Origin of the sequence: Candidatus Tisiphia endosymbiont of Temnostethus pusillus, from assembly GCF_964264675.1 — a bacterium.
Classification (GTDB): Bacteria; Pseudomonadota; Alphaproteobacteria; order Rickettsiales; family Rickettsiaceae; genus Tisiphia.
On the sequence record NZ_OZ183472.1, the window covers coordinates 800,510 to 816,228 of the forward strand.

The 15,719-nt window shown below is 33.3% G+C and carries 17 protein-coding genes and 3 tRNA genes; 13 read left to right on the top strand and 7 right to left on the bottom strand.

The genetic code is table 11. From position 1 onward, the window contains the following. Positions 1-118 precede the first annotated feature (118 nt). Positions 119-769 (bottom strand): (d)CMP kinase, encoded by a 651-nt coding sequence (gene cmk, locus ACFEL2_RS03870; protein ID WP_375332289.1) that lies wholly within the window; start codon positions 767-769, stop codon positions 119-121. Between the two features lie 279 nt (positions 770-1,048). On the opposite strand from cmk, the gene ACFEL2_RS03875 reads away from it, so the two are divergent. The 3 genes from ACFEL2_RS03875 to ACFEL2_RS03885 all read left to right on the top strand — a co-directional run bounded on the left by ACFEL2_RS03875 (position 1,049) and on the right by ACFEL2_RS03885 (position 3,003). After that, positions 1,049-1,125 (top strand) — tRNA-Val (locus ACFEL2_RS03875). 108 nt (positions 1,126-1,233) lie between these two features. Beyond that, a complete protein-coding gene (tolB, locus tag ACFEL2_RS03880; RefSeq protein ID WP_375332290.1) occupies positions 1,234-2,559 on the top strand; it encodes a Tol-Pal system beta propeller repeat protein TolB in 1,326 nt (441 codons plus the stop codon). A gap of 368 nt (positions 2,560-2,927) precedes the next feature. Beyond that, a tRNA-Thr gene (locus ACFEL2_RS03885) sits at positions 2,928-3,003 on the top strand. A 412-nt stretch (positions 3,004-3,415) separates the two neighbouring features. Here ACFEL2_RS03885 and ACFEL2_RS03890 read toward each other — a convergent pair. After that, positions 3,416-4,723 carry a nitrate/sulfonate/bicarbonate ABC transporter ATP-binding protein gene (locus ACFEL2_RS03890; RefSeq protein ID WP_341752081.1) on the bottom strand — a complete coding sequence of 436 codons (1,308 nt, stop codon included), beginning with the start codon at positions 4,721-4,723 and terminating at the stop codon, positions 3,416-3,418. 349 nt (positions 4,724-5,072) lie between these two features. Here ACFEL2_RS03890 and ACFEL2_RS03895 point away from each other — a divergent pair, with 349 nt between their 5' ends. The 10 genes from ACFEL2_RS03895 to blaOXA all read left to right on the top strand — a co-directional run bounded on the left by ACFEL2_RS03895 (position 5,073) and on the right by blaOXA (position 11,684). Further along, positions 5,073-5,714 (top strand): exopolysaccharide biosynthesis protein, encoded by a 642-nt coding sequence (locus tag ACFEL2_RS03895; protein WP_341752080.1) that lies wholly within the window; start codon positions 5,073-5,075, stop codon positions 5,712-5,714. 59 nt (positions 5,715-5,773) lie between these two features. Next, positions 5,774-6,490, top strand: coding sequence for a phosphoribosylaminoimidazolesuccinocarboxamide synthase (locus ACFEL2_RS03900; protein WP_341747414.1), 717 nt, complete (start codon positions 5,774-5,776; stop codon positions 6,488-6,490). 189 nt (positions 6,491-6,679) lie between these two features. Next, positions 6,680-7,159, top strand: coding sequence for an NADH-quinone oxidoreductase subunit NuoI (gene nuoI, locus ACFEL2_RS03905; protein ID WP_375332378.1), 480 nt, complete (start codon positions 6,680-6,682; stop codon positions 7,157-7,159). A gap of 2 nt (positions 7,160-7,161) precedes the next feature. Next, entirely contained in the window at positions 7,162-7,776 is a 615-nt protein-coding gene (locus tag ACFEL2_RS03910) for an NADH-quinone oxidoreductase subunit J (RefSeq protein ID WP_375332291.1), read from the top strand. Beyond that, positions 7,769-8,083 carry an NADH-quinone oxidoreductase subunit NuoK gene (nuoK, locus tag ACFEL2_RS03915; protein ID WP_375332292.1) on the top strand — a complete coding sequence of 105 codons (315 nt, stop codon included), beginning with the start codon at positions 7,769-7,771 and terminating at the stop codon, positions 8,081-8,083. The genes ACFEL2_RS03910 and nuoK overlap by 8 nt, the downstream gene beginning before the upstream one ends. A gap of 5 nt (positions 8,084-8,088) precedes the next feature. Continuing rightward, positions 8,089-10,017 (top strand): NADH-quinone oxidoreductase subunit L, encoded by a 1,929-nt coding sequence (gene nuoL, locus ACFEL2_RS03920; RefSeq protein ID WP_375332293.1) that lies wholly within the window; start codon positions 8,089-8,091, stop codon positions 10,015-10,017. Positions 10,018-10,036: 19 nt separating this feature from the next. After that, positions 10,037-10,300 (top strand): hypothetical protein, encoded by a 264-nt coding sequence (locus ACFEL2_RS03925; RefSeq protein WP_341752077.1) that lies wholly within the window; start codon positions 10,037-10,039, stop codon positions 10,298-10,300. A gap of 97 nt (positions 10,301-10,397) precedes the next feature. Further along, on the top strand, positions 10,398-10,718 hold the full coding sequence (locus tag ACFEL2_RS03930) for a cyclase family protein (protein WP_375332379.1): 321 nt from the start codon (positions 10,398-10,400) through the stop codon (positions 10,716-10,718). A 7-nt stretch (positions 10,719-10,725) separates the two neighbouring features. Further along, entirely contained in the window at positions 10,726-10,887 is a 162-nt protein-coding gene (locus tag ACFEL2_RS03935; RefSeq protein WP_341752076.1) for a hypothetical protein, read from the top strand. A gap of 8 nt (positions 10,888-10,895) precedes the next feature. After that, complete coding sequence (gene blaOXA, locus ACFEL2_RS03940; protein ID WP_375332294.1) at positions 10,896-11,684, top strand: class D beta-lactamase; 789 nt, start codon at positions 10,896-10,898, stop codon at positions 11,682-11,684. A 194-nt stretch (positions 11,685-11,878) separates the two neighbouring features. Here blaOXA and yidD read toward each other — a convergent pair whose 3' ends face one another. From yidD to ACFEL2_RS03965, 5 genes are all read right to left on the bottom strand, one after another. Next, positions 11,879-12,118, bottom strand: a complete 240-nt coding sequence (gene yidD / locus ACFEL2_RS03945; RefSeq protein ID WP_341748468.1) for a membrane protein insertion efficiency factor YidD — start codon at positions 12,116-12,118, stop codon at positions 11,879-11,881. A 130-nt stretch (positions 12,119-12,248) separates the two neighbouring features. Further along, a complete protein-coding gene (locus tag ACFEL2_RS03950) occupies positions 12,249-12,554 on the bottom strand; it encodes an HU family DNA-binding protein (protein ID WP_375332295.1) in 306 nt (101 codons plus the stop codon). A gap of 477 nt (positions 12,555-13,031) precedes the next feature. Then, on the bottom strand, positions 13,032-14,402 hold the full coding sequence (mgtE, locus tag ACFEL2_RS03955; RefSeq protein WP_341752073.1) for a magnesium transporter: 1,371 nt from the start codon (positions 14,400-14,402) through the stop codon (positions 13,032-13,034). A gap of 291 nt (positions 14,403-14,693) precedes the next feature. Further along, positions 14,694-14,778, bottom strand: a tRNA-Leu gene (locus ACFEL2_RS03960). Positions 14,779-14,955: 177 nt separating this feature from the next. Continuing rightward, on the bottom strand, positions 14,956-15,402 hold the full coding sequence (locus tag ACFEL2_RS03965) for a transposase (protein ID WP_341752072.1): 447 nt from the start codon (positions 15,400-15,402) through the stop codon (positions 14,956-14,958). Positions 15,403-15,719: the final 317 nt, after the last annotated feature.

The window sequence follows — 15,719 nt, forward strand, 5'->3', positions numbered from 1 at the left end:
CTTGAATTTACATAAGCAAGTGGTTCTTCGCCTTAAGTAATCAAATTCAACTAAATTAACTATGAAGGGTTAATAAAATGTAGATAAAACAACCTATGGCACATAAAATATGTTGATGTTACCTAACTGAGATAAACTCCATGATCTTATCAATCACTTCTTTTGGTGATAGATAAGAAGTATCAATTTCTAAAGCTCCTTGTGAGGGAAGAGTTGGAGCAATATCACGCTCTATATCGCGTTTGTCTCTTATTTTTAGTTGTTCCAAAACTGTCTCAAATATATATTCTCCTCCTTTTTCTTGCAACTCTTTATATCTTCTCTTTGCTCTAATAATAATATCTGCTCTGATAAAAATCTTTAAGTCAGCATTTGGAGCCACTACTGTTCCAATATCTCTACCTTCCATTATAATTCTAGGAGTTGTTTTTATTAATTTTCCTAGATATTTTCCTAGGTTATTTCTTACTTCCGGTATAATAGCAATTTTTGATGCTACATTACCTACAATCTCACTATCAAATTCTGAATTTTGTACATATTCCGTAGATTTGGATAATTCAATTATTCCATTTATGTCAGTAAGATCAATTTTTTGGTTTATACAAGAAATAGCAAGGCTTCTATATACAATACTTGATTGAAAGTAAGTAAGCTTAAGTTTTTGTGCTAACATTTGACCAATTGTACTCTTACCCGATGCTGCTGGACCATCCAGTGCCACTACAAAATTATTGCTAATATTAAAAGCTTGAGATTTTAAGGTCATTTACTTAATAATTTTATGCCGAATTCTAGCTGAATATTTAAAATAATGCAAATAAAACTTGAAATTGAAGCTATTATAGATTAGACATGTTACTATGAAAACTTAATATATATTTCAAATGATTTGAAGAATTGGGACAACAAACAAGGGGTAACCGGACTAGGCGTACATTTGCTACGTGAGTACGCGATAGACTCTGCAAGTATTTGAAAAAGCAATTCTTTAAAGCAGAAGAGTATACTTTGTTGTTTTAAGTATAAAATTAAATCAGAAAAGCAAGGGCGGTTAGCTCAGTTGGTTAGAGCATTACGTTGACATCGTAAAGGTCGGTGGTTCGAACCCACTATCGCCCACCAAACTTTTATTATATATTAACATCAATTTGTATTTAGGTCCTGTCGCCAAAAACAACCTAAATACAAATTGATATTAAATATTGTTAAAAAAAGATCTAGGTGGTATTAGTGGTCAGGTATTTTTGTGTTATACTGTTGTTAGTTGCTAACTTCAATAGTTATGCCATAGAAACTATAGTTATAGAGCGAGGACATGTTGATCCAATACCGATAGCCATTAATAAATTTGATGCAGATGATAGTGCGAATAGTGTAATTGGTGCTGATATAATTAGTGTAATATCTAATGATCTAAAGATTTCCGGCATGTTCCACCCAATTTCTACTGCTTCTTTTATAGAACAAATTGTGGGGATAAAACATAAGCCTCTTTTTGCTGCTTGGCGACACATTAATGCTAATCTTCTGATTAATGGTGAAGTTGTAAAGCTCTCTTCTGGTAAGCTAAAGGTTAGTTTTATATTATGGGATGCAAGCTTAGAAAAAGATCTTATAGGTGAGGTTTTTGAAATACCAACACATTTATGGCGTAGAGTAGCACATAAAATAGCTGATAAAATTTATGAGAAAATTACTGGAGATTTAGGTTATTTTGATACAAAAATAGTATATGTGTCAGAGAGTGGACCTTATCTAAAACGAGTAAAGAAAATAGCTATGATGGATCATGATGGTGCTAATCATAAATATCTGTCAGATGGGAAAAATTTGGTTCTTACTCCAAGATTTTCACCACAAGCAGATAAAATCATGTATCTATCCTATATTCACAAGCAGAAACCACATGTTTATGTTCGTGATCTTAAAACAGGTAAGGAAAGATTGGTTGGTAATTTTCCTGGTATGTCCTTTGCTCCAAGATTCTCACCCCAAGGAAACAAAGCTATAATGTCGATAGCAAGAAAGGGAGCTACGCATATTTTTGAAATTGATCTGAATAATATGGCGACTAAGCAGTTGACCCATGGTGTTGGTATTAATACCTCTCCTAGCTATTCACCTGATGGCAGTAAAATAGTTTTTAATTCTGATCGAAGTGGAACAAGACAATTATATATTATGAATTCTGATGGTTCAAATATTGAACGTATAAGTTTTGGTGGAGGAGTTTATGCTGCACCAAGTTGGTCGCCTAGAGGAGATTACATAGCGTTTACAAAAATATCTCAAGGTGAAGGTTTTACAATTGGGGTCATGAAAGCCTTTGCCTATGGTGAGAATACTGAAAGAATTATAACTAGTGGATATCTAGTTGAAAGTCCATGCTGGTCACCCAATGGTAGGATAATTATGTTTGCTAAAGGCTGGCCTCCTAGAAACAAAACAGCAGGTAAAAATCGTATATATTCCATTGATTTGACTGGTTATAATGAAAGAGAGATTCTCACCCCTCAAGATGCTTCTGATCCTGAGTGGTCAAGAATGTTAAATTGACTAGGTTCTTATATCTTAAAAACATATTATAACCTTGATATAAGAATTAATAATTCTTATATCGATACTTGCTTTATTATAAGGAAAAATGCACTCTTGAAGCGGCTGACGCGAGTGCATTTTAACAATCAGGTGGGCGGCAGCCGCTTCAAACCTGATTGTTTCTATATATAATACTGAATTCGATGTAACTTGTTATATCGAATTCAGGTTATTATACCATTTCCCAAAACTAAATTGCTACTCGGAGTACGAGTGGCGGCTACCTTTGCGTACAACTAGTATGTGAGGAGCGGAGATCATGAAGTACGACGATATGATGATTAGTTTTCGGAAATGGTATTATAAGAACCTAGGGCTAACCTATTGCCGGTATAGCTCAGCTGGCAGAGCGACGCATTCGTAACGCGTAGGTCGGGGGTTCAATTCCCTCTATCGGCACCATAAATATTATATCTTTTTGGCAAACTCGCTTATGCTGAGGAATTTAAAGAAGCCACGGAATCTCGACCCGCAGTGAACGATGATGTACGTGAGGAACAACAGTAGCCGGTATCACGTACAAATTACCGCATAGTACCCTACATTTTTCTATAATCGTCATAGCAAGGCTCTTTAGATGCCGGGGCGATCTAGGTAAACAGCGAAGCTGTTTTTTTAGAGTAACGCTTCGCGTATCCTAGATTGCCACGTCGGCGATTTCATCGCCTCCTCGTAATGACGGTCAGAACCCTTCTTAATAGTGGTTACATAAAAAATGTAGGGTACTATGAAATTACCGACAGAAGTAGAGTTTGCCGAAGATATCTATTGTAATACAATAACATCACCTTATACGATATATACAATTCGACTTTCAAGCTGTTGGATTATCTAAGCTAAAAACCTTTTTATTATCATCATAGGAGAAGATTTCTGCATATCTTCCTAAACCTATTATAGACTTTAAAGTTATAGTGGCATCTTCACTAGATAATGTATCCTCAAGCTGTGTCTTAAAACGCGAAAGAGGTGCTTTATGATCTAAACGTTGATGTAAAATTTCACAAATGTAGGATGCAAGGGGAATATTGTCAAGTAAATGCTGAGCAAGCATTTTTTTTCTATCTTCTAAACTACTTGTGAAAAAAAGCTTGCCATGTTTATTTAATTTTATACTCTCAGAAGTAACATTAGCAAAATTTAATATTTTCAAAGCTCCAACAATATGTAAAATTTCCCCCATATTGTTAATATGAAAAATCTTAGATAATTCTGATAAATTTGCAGAACCTTTGTATGGCGATGCAGAAAGTGCCTCAATGCTACCGATCAGTTCATTTACCGACAAATGAATTTTTTGATTGATGTTGCCAACAATAGCTTTCTGTTTATTACTAACAGGCAAAGGTGGTTTTTCATAGGCTGATACCATGAGAGCATAAATTTTATCTACCATAGTACGAAATTCCATACTTTGAACATCACGTAAACGAGGGAGGGTAATTGCTAATTCTGATACAATACGCCCAGGATTAGATGAAAGTATTAACACTTTGTCAGCCATAGTTACTGCTTCTTCAATCGAATGAGTTACCAATACTACCGACTGCATTTGAGTTTTTCCACTACTCCACAGATCAAGAAAGTCATTCTTTAAGGTATTAGCAGTTAGAACATCAAGAGCGGAAAAAGCTTCATCCATAAGTAAAATTTCTGGTCTGAGAACTAATGCTCTAGCAAAACCTACTCGTTGCTTCATGCCACCTGATAATTCTTTTGGATATGCTGACTCAAAACCATCAAGTCCTATCATATCTATGGCCTCTAATGCACGTTTGCGACGTTCATACTCAGAAATATTGAAACTTTTTAAACCTAGCTCAACATTCTCAAAAACAGTCAACCATGGAAAAAGTGCAAATGTTTGGAAAATCATACTAATATCACAACGATCACGAAAAGCAGGTTTTTTATTTAGTATTACTTTACCTTTAACTGGTTTTGTAAAACCTGCGATAATTCTTAGTAATGTTGATTTCCCAGAACCAGATTTTCCCAGTATCGCAACTATCTCATTAGGTTTTAGTTTTAGAGTAACATTATCTAGTATCTTTTGCGTACTATGATCATCTTTTGTAAAACTTTGTGTAATTGATATTAATTCAAGTAAATTATTATTCATAGGTCTTACTCTTTTTGTAAAATGGTCAACTTGAATGATAAAAAAAGTTAAAATGCACTCTCGTCAGCCGCTTCAAGAATGCATTTTTCTGAATATTTTAGCCAGTTTTGGATTAAAATTAAAAATTTTAATCCAAAACTGAAGTTAACTAATGATAATAAAGTAAATATTCTTTGCTAAATCCATTACAATTGTGCTACATTCCGTAGTGCATTTCTCAATTACTATAAAATCATAGTTTTGAGATAACCTAACGTAAGAAAATTATTGATGGAATTAATTTCTTTGATTATTAATTATTTTCCAATAATCTAAAATATAGTATAATTTACAAGAAAATTAAGTAAAAATGTTTAACATTGCATCAAAAGATAAACAACTAGATAGAACTACAGTATCTAGTGTTTTTTATAAATTAGGACAAAAAGAAAAAAAAGAAAAGACTAGAATTAGTGAGTTATTAGTTGATTTTCATGAAAACGGTCTTCTATTAACGATACTTTTTTTTGCAATACCAGTTGCAATTCCGCTGCCGTATCCTCCAGGTTTTACTACTATAGTAGGTATTCCTTTGATGATTCTATCTATGCAGATGTTGCTTGGCTTTAGACAAGTTTCTTTACCATCCAAAATTAATAACTATCAAATTAGCAATGATATACTTATTAATATAAGTGACAAGATTGTACCAAAGATTAAATTTGTAGAAAAATATATACGACCAAGATTTGGTTTCGCAGCCTCTATATATTGTGAACAATTTATTGGTTTAATATCGCTGATTTGCTCTATTGCTATATCAATACCTTTACCTCTAACTAACGCTGTACCTGCACTGGGCATTACAATAATGGCATTAGGTCTTTTAAACCGAGATGGATTAACTATAGTTCTTGGATTTATTACCTCTATAGTTGGACTTATTATAGCTTTTATAGCAATCTCTGCTAGCTGGATTAGTATTAAATATTTATTTAATCTATTCTTCTGATATAATAAATATTAAATTTGTACAAAAGGTGAAAGCCGCTACTATAGAATCTTTTTCAAATGAAACAAAAATTATATCAAGGCTCAAGTAAAGCTCTTTATCAGTCACAAGAAGATTTTGCTTTTATTATGGCGTTTACTGACAAAATTACTTTAGAAAACGGAGAGATTTTTGATATTTCGGGTAAGGGGGTGCTGAATAATAATATTTCGTCCTTCATAATGAGCAGACTTGATATGGTAGGAATAGATAACCACCTAATTGAAAAAATTAACATGCGTGAGCAATTAATACAATCTGTAGATATTTTCCCCGTTCAAATATTAGTTTCTACAGTAGCTTGCGGTAGGTTTGTAAAAGAATTCTCTATGGAAGAAGGATACGTATTTGATCATCCAATTATCGATTTTAGAGTTAGAAGTAGTGAGTTAAAGCATCCTATAATTAATGAACACCAAATACTAAATTTTGGTTGGTTAAGTAAACAAGAAATTGATGAAGTAAAACATAAAGCCATAAGAACATACGATTTTTTAAGTGGATTATTTACAGGTATTGGTATAAGGCTTGTTGAATGCAAACTAGAATTTGGCAGAGTGTTTAATGGTGAGGAATTTATGGTAATGTTGGCTGATGAAATTAGCCCGGATAATTGTCGTTTATGGAATATGAATAATAATGAGAAACTTGGAGCAGAAATGATTGCCAGTGATCCAGAAAAAGCTCTGAAATCTTATCAGGCAATAGCTGATTTATTAAAAGATAGAACTTTTTAAGTACACTCAAATGCTTTGAAGAATTGGATTTGAAAATGAATGGCGAGCATGCAAATCCATGATATTTTCAAAAAACAATTTGTAGGAGCAGAAGAGTGTATATAGTATACCTAAAACCTTCTCTAGGAAGAAAAAATAAATTGTAAACATGCTTAGTGCTACAAATTTTTGGTGTATAATAAAATGAAAATAATTAGTTACCTGAAGTCTTTTTTTTTATTTGAAATAATCTCAGGGCTTAGTCTAACTTTGAAGTATTTCTTTAAGCCTAAAGTAACTATAAATTATCCCTATGAGAAGGGGCGGATAAGCCCGAGATTTAAGGGCGAACATGCATTAAGGCGTTACGCCAATGGTGAGGAACGTTGTATTGCTTGTAAGTTGTGCGAAGCAATTTGTCCAGCTCAGGCTATTATTATTGAGGCAGAAGAAAGAGTAGATGGTAGTAGGCGGACCACTAGATATGATATTGATATGACTAAATGCATTTATTGTGGTTTATGTCAGGAGGCGTGTCCAGTTGATGCTATAGTGGAAGGTCCTAATTTTGAATTTGCTACTATTACCCATGAAGAATTGCTTTATAACAAAGAAAAATTGTTGAAAAATGGTGATATGTGGGAACAAGAATTAGCAATTAAGCTACATAATGATTATAAATATAGATAATTATGGAGATGTTTTTTTATTTATTTGCCGGGCTAATGGTTGTAAGTAGTTGTTTGGTAGTCATTAGTAAAAACCCTGTTTATTCTGTTTTATGGCTAATCTTTACTTTCTGTAATGGTTCAGGGCTAATGGTTTTGCTAGGGGCGGAATTTTTAGCAATGATATTGATTGTTATATATGTTGGGGCAGTAGCAGTATTATTTTTGTTTGTTATCATGATGCTGAATGTTCGTTTTACGGATATTATTGCACAATTCAAAAGAAACTTGTTTATTAGTATTGCTGTAGCACTCGTTATGTTTGCTGATCTTGTCCTGATAATTTGCTTAGGGGCTAAAGATATAGTTTTAGATAATAACCAATTTGAGATAACATCAGGTGTCACTAATACTCATGCTATTGGGGAAATACTATATACCGATTATATCTTACCTTTTCAAGTTTCGGGTATTATTCTATTTGTGGCAATGATATCTTGTATTACCTTAACTATTCGGCATCGTAGTGGAGTTAAAAGACAGGATATTGCTAAGCAGCATGCTAAAAATAAAGATAACTCCATATTAATGGTCAAACCACATTTAAATGAGGGAATAGAAGGACTCAAATATGATTAGTACTATTACTTTGGAACATTATTTAACTTTATCGGCTCTCATTTTTAGTATAGGGATGGTTGGTTTGTTTATGCATCGCAAGAATGTCATAACAATTCTTATGTCGATTGAATTGATGCTGTTGGCTGTAAACATCAATTTTGTGGCATTCTCTACTTATGCACATGAGATATCTGGGCAAATTTTTAGTATAATAATTTTAACAATAGCAGCTGCCGAAACATCAATAGGTCTTGCTATATTATTAGTTTATTTTAGAAATAAAGGCTCAATAGAAGTGGGTGATATAAATCAGATGAAGGGCTAATTGATATGATAGCTTTGGCAACAACACTTACAGTAATGTTACCTTTAATCTCTAGTATGATCAATGGTTTGTTTTGTCAGTGTTTTAGCAAGAAGCAAGCAGCTTTTATTGCCACTATTGCAATAAGTTTATCGGCAATATTAGCTAGCGTGATATTTTATAATGTAGCAGTACACAAAGTCATTATTCATCTAATTTTAGCAAAATGGCTAGTGGTTGGTGAGATGAACATAAATTGGGCAATTTATGTTGATCAGCTGACTGCTATTATGTTTATAGTGGTTACTTGGATTTCAGCTGTAGTGCATATTTATTCTCTTGGCTATATGGCAGATGATGATGGATTACCTAAATTTCTATCATTTCTATCATTATTTACCTTCTTTATGCTAGCTTTGGTGTCAGCAGATAATTTTATCCAATTATTTTTTGGTTGGGAAGGAGTTGGTTTATGTTCGTACTTATTAATTGGCTTTTGGTATCAAAAAGAAACGGCAAATAAAGCTGCAATTAAAGCCTTTATTGTCAATAGGGTAGGGGATTTTGCTTTTATAGTGGGGATTATTACCATTATTGTTTATTTTGGGGCAGTTGATTTTGCTAGTGTATTTGATAAAGCACAGTTATTGTCTAATATGCAATTAAGTATATTGGGTTTTACTGCATCAATAATTGACATAGTCTGTTTGCTATTATTTCTTGGGTGTATGGGTAAGTCGGCACAAATTGGCTTGCATATATGGCTACCTGATGCCATGGAAGGACCAACGCCGGTCTCGGCACTTATTCATGCTGCAACCATGGTAACAGCTGGGGTCTTTTTAGTAGCTAGGTGTTCTTATTTATTTGAGTATAGTGTAGGAGTACTGAGCTTTATTGCTATTATTGGTGGGGTTACCTGTATATTTGCTGCAACTATTGCCATAGTTCAGAATGATATAAAAAAAATTATTGCCTATTCCACTTGTAGCCAGCTTGGTTATATGTTTCTTGCTTGCGGTGTGTCAGCTTATAATGCCGGTATCTTTCATTTAGTTACTCATGCGTTTTTTAAAGCTTTATTATTTTTATCAGCTGGTAGTGTGATTCATGCTTGTCATGAGCAAGATATTTTTAAGATGGGTGGTTTGAAAGACAAAATGCCAATTACTTATTGTAATTTCTTAATCGGTTCACTGGCACTGATAGGTATTTATCCTTTAGCAGGATTTTATTCAAAAGATGCTATTTTAGAGCTAGCATATAGTAGTGGTGGTATTGGTACTATCGTGTTTATTCTTGGAATTGTTGCAGCAATTTTGACTGCCATTTATTCTATGAAGATTATCTTATTAGTATTTCACGGAAAAACTAGATTAACTACTGATCAATTTAATCATGTTCACGAATCACCTAATATTATGAATGGACCACTTAGTATTTTAGTGGCAGGTAGTTTTTTTGCAGGAATGATAGGTTATTATATATTGTTTTTTGACAAACCAAATGGTTATTTCCTTGATAGTATATTTAACATTCATATTTACCAAATACTAGCAATTCATCCTCCTCTTTATATAAAATTATTACCAATGGTTTCGGGACTAATAGGTATTGTTTTGGGGCTTTATTTTTATAGAAGAATCAAAGAAAAAATAAAAATAGGATTTATAGAAAAGCTGTTGGTACATAAATATTATTTTGATGAGGTTTATGACTTTGTGATAGTAAGATTAGTAACTAACTTAAGTAAGTTATGCAATTTGATGGATCAAAGAGTGATAGATAGATTTGGTCCAAATAGCTTTGCCAAAACGGTAAATTACTTTGGTTTTTTGGTGAGTAGATCGCAGACAGGTTACGTATTTAATTACACTTTATATATAGTTTTATGTATAGTTGTTTATATTACTTTCTTTATAATAGGAATATTGCGAACTAATTCTTTTTGGTAAGTTTGAAGGAGGGATAGCCATGATTTTTCCATACAAAATTATTGATCTCACACACACTCTTGATGAGCAGACTCCTTCGTGGAGTGGAGGTTGTGGGTTTAATATTGATGTTAAATTGGATTATTCTGACTGCCGACAGAATGAAGAATTTCGTGTGCAGCAGTTCAAAATGCATGCAGGGATTGGTATACTGCTCGTAAATGAAGAGTTGGTAGACGAAGGTCAACTTCAAGAAGAGCTAGGAGTGTCAAAGTCGAGCAGCGGAGCGTACATTAGTACGTGAGCAGCGGATATCTTTAGACACGACGACGTCAATTCTTGAAGTTCACCGAGTATACACATATGGATGCACCAGCACACTGTATTCCAGGAGTACTATCATTGATCAAATACCATTATCGCAGCTGGTTGTTCCTTGTGTTGTTATTGATGTATCAAGCTCTTGTCATGAGCGTTATAGTCTAAGCCTAACGGACATTGAACATTTTGAAGAACAATACGGAATGATCAATGAGGGAAGTTTTGTGATGATCAAAACAGGATGGGAAAAGTTTTGGGGTGATCCGGGAAAGTATAGCTATAATCACGTTTTTCCTTCTATATCAATTGAAGCAGCGGAGATACTGACAAAACGAGGTGTGTGCGGACTTGGTATTGACACTTTGTCACTAGACGCCAGCAGATGGATTTCCCGTCCATAAATTGTTTTTGAGCAATGGCAAATATATTGTTGAAAATGTTGCTAATTTGGCAAATATACCTATAACAGGAAGCTGTATCTTAGCTTTGCCAATTAAGGTAAGAGGGGCAACAGAAGCTCCGATAAGGCTTATTGGTTTAATAAAAGAAGAAACAAACTTAAATTTTTAGAAGGTATAATGAAAAAACTTATTTTATATTTAAGCATTGGGTTATTGTTTAACACATCTTCACTGGCAGATACCAAATGCTTTTTGGCTAAAGAAAATGATAAAATTATCAAACAAGAAGGTGATTGTGCATCACGCTATGCACCTTGCTCAACGTTCAAAATCGCCATTAGTTTAATGGGATATGAAGAAGGATTGCTAGTTGATGAGACTTATCCTGAGTTACCATTTAAAGAAGGTTATGTAGATTGGCTTGACAGGTGGAAACAGCCCCACAATCCAACAACATGGATGCAAAATAGTTGTGTTTGGTATTCTCAAGTTTTGACGCAAAAGCTTGGGATGAGTAAATTCAAAGACTATGTTATAAAATTTAACTATGGGAATCAAAATGTTTCAGGCGATAAAGGTAAAAACAATGGATTAACGAATTCATGGCTATCCAGTTCGTTGGAAATTTCACCTGAAGAGCAAGTCGTGTTCTTACAGAATCTTATTGATAACAAATTACCAATAAGTCTTAAATCTCATGAAATGACAAAAAATATACTCTTTGTGGAGGAACTACCAAACGGCTGGAAACTTTATGGGAAAACAGGCAACGGTTCTCAACTTAATAAAAATAGAACTAAGAAGTTAGACCTCCAGCAAGGATGGTTTGTTGGTTGGATTCAAAGAGATAATAGGACTATTGTATTTGTGAACCATATTACAGATGACAGTAAGCAAGACACTTATGCAAGCCTACGTGCTAAAGCAGAAGCAAAAGAAAAATTACTACATTTGATTAAAGACTGAGCAAAAATGATTTGAAAAATTAGGCTTCGTGAAGATTTTGTTTTTATGAGTAGCTCTATATACTCGAATGATCCTACAAATTGGAGTTGAAAATGAGGAGCAAGCGAACTAGGTGTACATTTAGTATATGAGTACGCGAGTTCCTGATATTTTCAAAAAACAATTCTTCAAAGCATTCGAGTATACTCTTCCAATTAATTTTCAGGTTGGGTAGTATTAGGCACAGGATCATATCCACCTTGACAGAAAGGATTACACCTAATTATTCTCTTAATAAATAACCATAATCCTTTAATATTACCATGCATTATTATTGCTGATCTAGCATATTCTGAACATGATGGATTAAAACGACAATTATCACCAAGTAGGGGGGAAATAAAGAATTGATAAAATCTAATAAGTATGAGTAACAAATTAAAGCGATGTTTCATTTTGATCATGGTTAGCTCAAAATAGAGTATAATCAAATAATTTAAAGAATTGTTTTTTAAAAATATCATGGGTTTGCATGCTCACCATTCATTTTCAAATCCAATTCTTCAAATCATTTGAGTATATTACTTACTTTGCAGTTTTTGGTTTTGAGTCTTTACGTCCATTGCAGGCAGATTTTAGTTTTTCACCAGCAGAGAACTTAGGTTGAACGTAAGCTTCAATTTTAAGAGGCTGACCAGTTCTAGGATTTTTGCCAGCTCTAGCTGCTACTTTACTAGAGTAAAACTTACCAAAGCCAATCAGTATTACGTCTTTACCTTCAGCAAGAATAGAAGTAACTGCATTGGTAAATGTATTTATAATCTTTTCAGCTTCAATTTTAGTACAATTTTGTTGGTTTGCTATATAATCAATGAATTCACCTTTGTGCATAAATTTTTCCTTTAAGTGAGTTAGTTTAATTTAATTCAGCTAATGATAGCTTGTCTATCAGGTAAAGATATAGATATAGATGTTGCAAATCAATAATTATTAGCTATTAAAGTTATCTATATTATAAAATATTTTCACTTTACGTTTCTTTTTGATATTATTAACACATATCTCTATTTGTTGTTACTGGCTGTCAAGCATCATCATATAAGCATTCAAGCAGGGCAGTTTAAAAGTCACAGCTAATGATAGAAAAGTTTGTTTTTTAAAATGCATAAATGTCATTGCGAAGAGCCGCAAAGCGGCGACGCGGCAATCCAATAAATGTGGATTGCCACGACCACTACGTGGTCTCGTAATGATGTCTTGTACTTTTCTACAATTTTTAAATTGCCATAGGGGTTATGCGTAAGGTGTGAGTAACTAATACTTCAATACTTCTTGTAGCACTTTAAACTCGATAATCTCAAGGCAAGTTTACACCAAAAAGGTATAAGCTAAAGTAAGAAAGGTAAAAAATGCAAATGAATCAGTTATGGTGGTTAAGAATACACCTGAGCCAGTGGCGGGATCAATATTTAAATAATGTAGAGTAATTGGTATTACTGAGCCAAAAAGACCAGCTATGAGAAACGTTAGGATAACGGCTATGGAGAAAATCAAGCTAAGATTTGGATCAGAAAGCATTGCTAAGCTTAATAGTGCCCCAACTAAGGCCAATATAGAGCCGTTAAATCCGCATACAGCTATTTCTTTAAGAATCACTCTCAGCACATTATTATGGTGAATATCTTTGTTGGCAAGTGCTCTAACTGTCACTGTCATGGCTTGTGTGCCGGCATTCCCTCCCATAGAAGCAACAATAGGCATAATAGCTGCTAGTGTTATAAGTTTTGAGATTGTAATACTAAACTGGTTAATAATTATCGATGTCATACAAGCAGTAATTAAATTGACAAATAACCAAGGGAATCTGTGTCTCACAGTATAAAATAGATTGTAAAATGTATCTTGAGTATGAACGCCACCGAGTGACATTATATCTTTTTCGGTTTGTTGTTCAATGATGTAAAGCATACTATCTATTGAAACGGTACCTATTAACTTGCCGCTTTTATTCACCACTGGTACAATTGTTAGAGCATATTGTTTAAAAATAAAACTTAACTCACTTAAATTAGTGAATACATCGGTAATTTTAAATTCAGGATTCATAAGATCTTTTACTAACTTATCCCCTTTATGCTTCAGTAAAGTGCTTAGAAGTATACTACCTATAGGTCGGTATTTACTGTCGAGTACAATAGCAGCATGAAAATCTTGTGCTATATGTTTGTGTCTAATAAAATCTATAGCCGTGGCTACTGTCCAATCTTCTTGAAATGACACAAAATTTCTTTCGATTACCCTACCAACAGTATCTTCTGGGTAAGTACAGCCTTCTATAATTTGCTGTCTTTTTTCTGCTTTGAGATTATTTAAGATCATTTCTTTTGTTAGATCATCAAGATCCTCGATAACTTCAACAGCATCTTCTATAGCAAGTTGATTAATTAGCTGTACACTTTTCTGTACACCTAAAATTTGCATTATAAGTGGTTTACTGTTCACGCTAAGCTGTACTAAAGTTTCAGGCTTTAGTGTATCCTGTAACAAAGGAAGAATTGTTTTATAAGTTTTCTGATTTATATTATCTAAAACATCTGCAAGATCTGCATAGTGAAGATTACTCATAATCTCTATTGCTTTGTCAAATTCATCATTATTCAGAAGATTATTAATGTACTCAAATGTTTCGTCAAATTGGTTTTGATGAACCGATAACATATTTTTTGATTGATTTTGCATAACTCCTCGTTTGAGTATACTGCTATGATTTCAAGAGTTAGTACGAAGGTCAACTTCAAGAAGAGCTAGGCAGTAGCAAAGTCGAGCAGCAGAGCATACATGAGTAACGGAGCAGCTTCGATTTTTAGATACGACGACCTTAATTCTTGAAGTTCACCGAGTATACTCAAATGATTTGAGTATATATACTGAATTTTCTAAAAGTACCCTCAATAGCCAAGAAGGATGAGTCACTTGTATTCTAACATGTTAGGTTTTATAAGACAACTAAGTTGAGAGTATATAGAAAACTGGTGCGGTCGAGAAGACTTGAACTTCCACTCTGTTAAGAACAGCCCCCTCAAAGCTGCGCGTCTACCAATTTCGCCACGACCGCAATTAATAATAAGTTTTTAATAAAATTATTCCAGTAGCCTAAATAATTTTGGTTAATCCAAATAGTGTATATAACAAATTATTCTACTAATATCAATATATATACTCGAATGATCCTACGAATTGGATTTGAAAATACACGAGCATCCGTAATGGAAGTCAATAAGAAAATAATAACTTACCATAAATTTTCATTGCAAGAAGAATTATTTTTGACAATAGAGTGCATAAAAGCTAGTAATTTACGCATAACAGCAACAAGAGCAACTTTTGCTGGTTTATGTTTAGCAATTAAGTGGTCATAAAAATTACGTAAACGCTTATTACATCGTAAGGCAGCTACTGCAGCCATATAAAGAACTCTTCGAAGATTACCTCTACCAGCAAAGATACTTCTTCTACCTTTATAACTACCGCTTTCTCTAGCAAAAGGAGCAAGACCTACTAAAGCAGTTAAGTTTCTAAAAGTAATATTACCAAGTTCTGGTGCTTCACATATTACAGTGCTAGCAAGAGTAATGCCATTATTATAGTGTTTATAAGTATTGAAGATTTGGTTGAACGATAGCAAGAAAATTATAATATCGAAAATTGAAATAATAAATCTTGGTTGTAACAATATCACGGTTCTATAAACAAATTAGAAGGGGGGAAAGAGGTATTTGGTAAAAATATAGCCTGAGATCAAAGAGATGTTGATTATCAAAGTTGTATCGCATACGAGTAGAATATTGTTTATATTATGAAAAATAATTAATTTTTTTATTAAAATAAGTTGACTATTATTTTAGAATTGATTCTAATTAAAATATGGCAACATAAATCAACCTAATAGCATGGCAAAATATAAAATGGTTGATGATTTTGATAATGGGGATAAAGGTAACGGGAAAGAAGACAAGGTAAGTCTCGATCTGTTTAAGAGTGCAGTTTAGGAATATT

Excerpts from the sequence above, each read along its gene's own strand:
- ACFEL2_RS03950 (WP_375332295.1), bottom strand. The coding sequence starts at position 12,554 with ATGCACAAAGGTGAATTCATTGATTATATAGCAAACCAACAAAATTGT.
- mgtE (WP_341752073.1), bottom strand. The coding sequence starts at position 14,402 with ATGCAAAATCAATCAAAAAATATGTTATCGGTTCATCAAAACCAATTT.
- yidD (WP_341748468.1), bottom strand. The coding sequence starts at position 12,118 with ATGAAACATCGCTTTAATTTGTTACTCATACTTATTAGATTTTATCAA.
- cmk (WP_375332289.1), bottom strand. The coding sequence starts at position 769 with ATGACCTTAAAATCTCAAGCTTTTAATATTAGCAATAATTTTGTAGTG.
- blaOXA (WP_375332294.1), top strand. The coding sequence starts at position 10,896 with ATGAAAAAACTTATTTTATATTTAAGCATTGGGTTATTGTTTAACACA.
- ACFEL2_RS03895 (WP_341752080.1), top strand. The coding sequence starts at position 5,073 with ATGTTTAACATTGCATCAAAAGATAAACAACTAGATAGAACTACAGTA.
- ACFEL2_RS03900 (WP_341747414.1), top strand. The coding sequence starts at position 5,774 with ATGAAACAAAAATTATATCAAGGCTCAAGTAAAGCTCTTTATCAGTCA.
- nuoL (WP_375332293.1), top strand. The coding sequence starts at position 8,089 with ATGATAGCTTTGGCAACAACACTTACAGTAATGTTACCTTTAATCTCT.
- ACFEL2_RS03890 (WP_341752081.1), bottom strand. The coding sequence starts at position 4,723 with ATGAATAATAATTTACTTGAATTAATATCAATTACACAAAGTTTTACA.
- nuoK (WP_375332292.1), top strand. The coding sequence starts at position 7,769 with ATGATTAGTACTATTACTTTGGAACATTATTTAACTTTATCGGCTCTC.
- ACFEL2_RS03910 (WP_375332291.1), top strand. The coding sequence starts at position 7,162 with ATGGAGATGTTTTTTTATTTATTTGCCGGGCTAATGGTTGTAAGTAGT.
- ACFEL2_RS03925 (WP_341752077.1), top strand. The coding sequence starts at position 10,037 with ATGATTTTTCCATACAAAATTATTGATCTCACACACACTCTTGATGAG.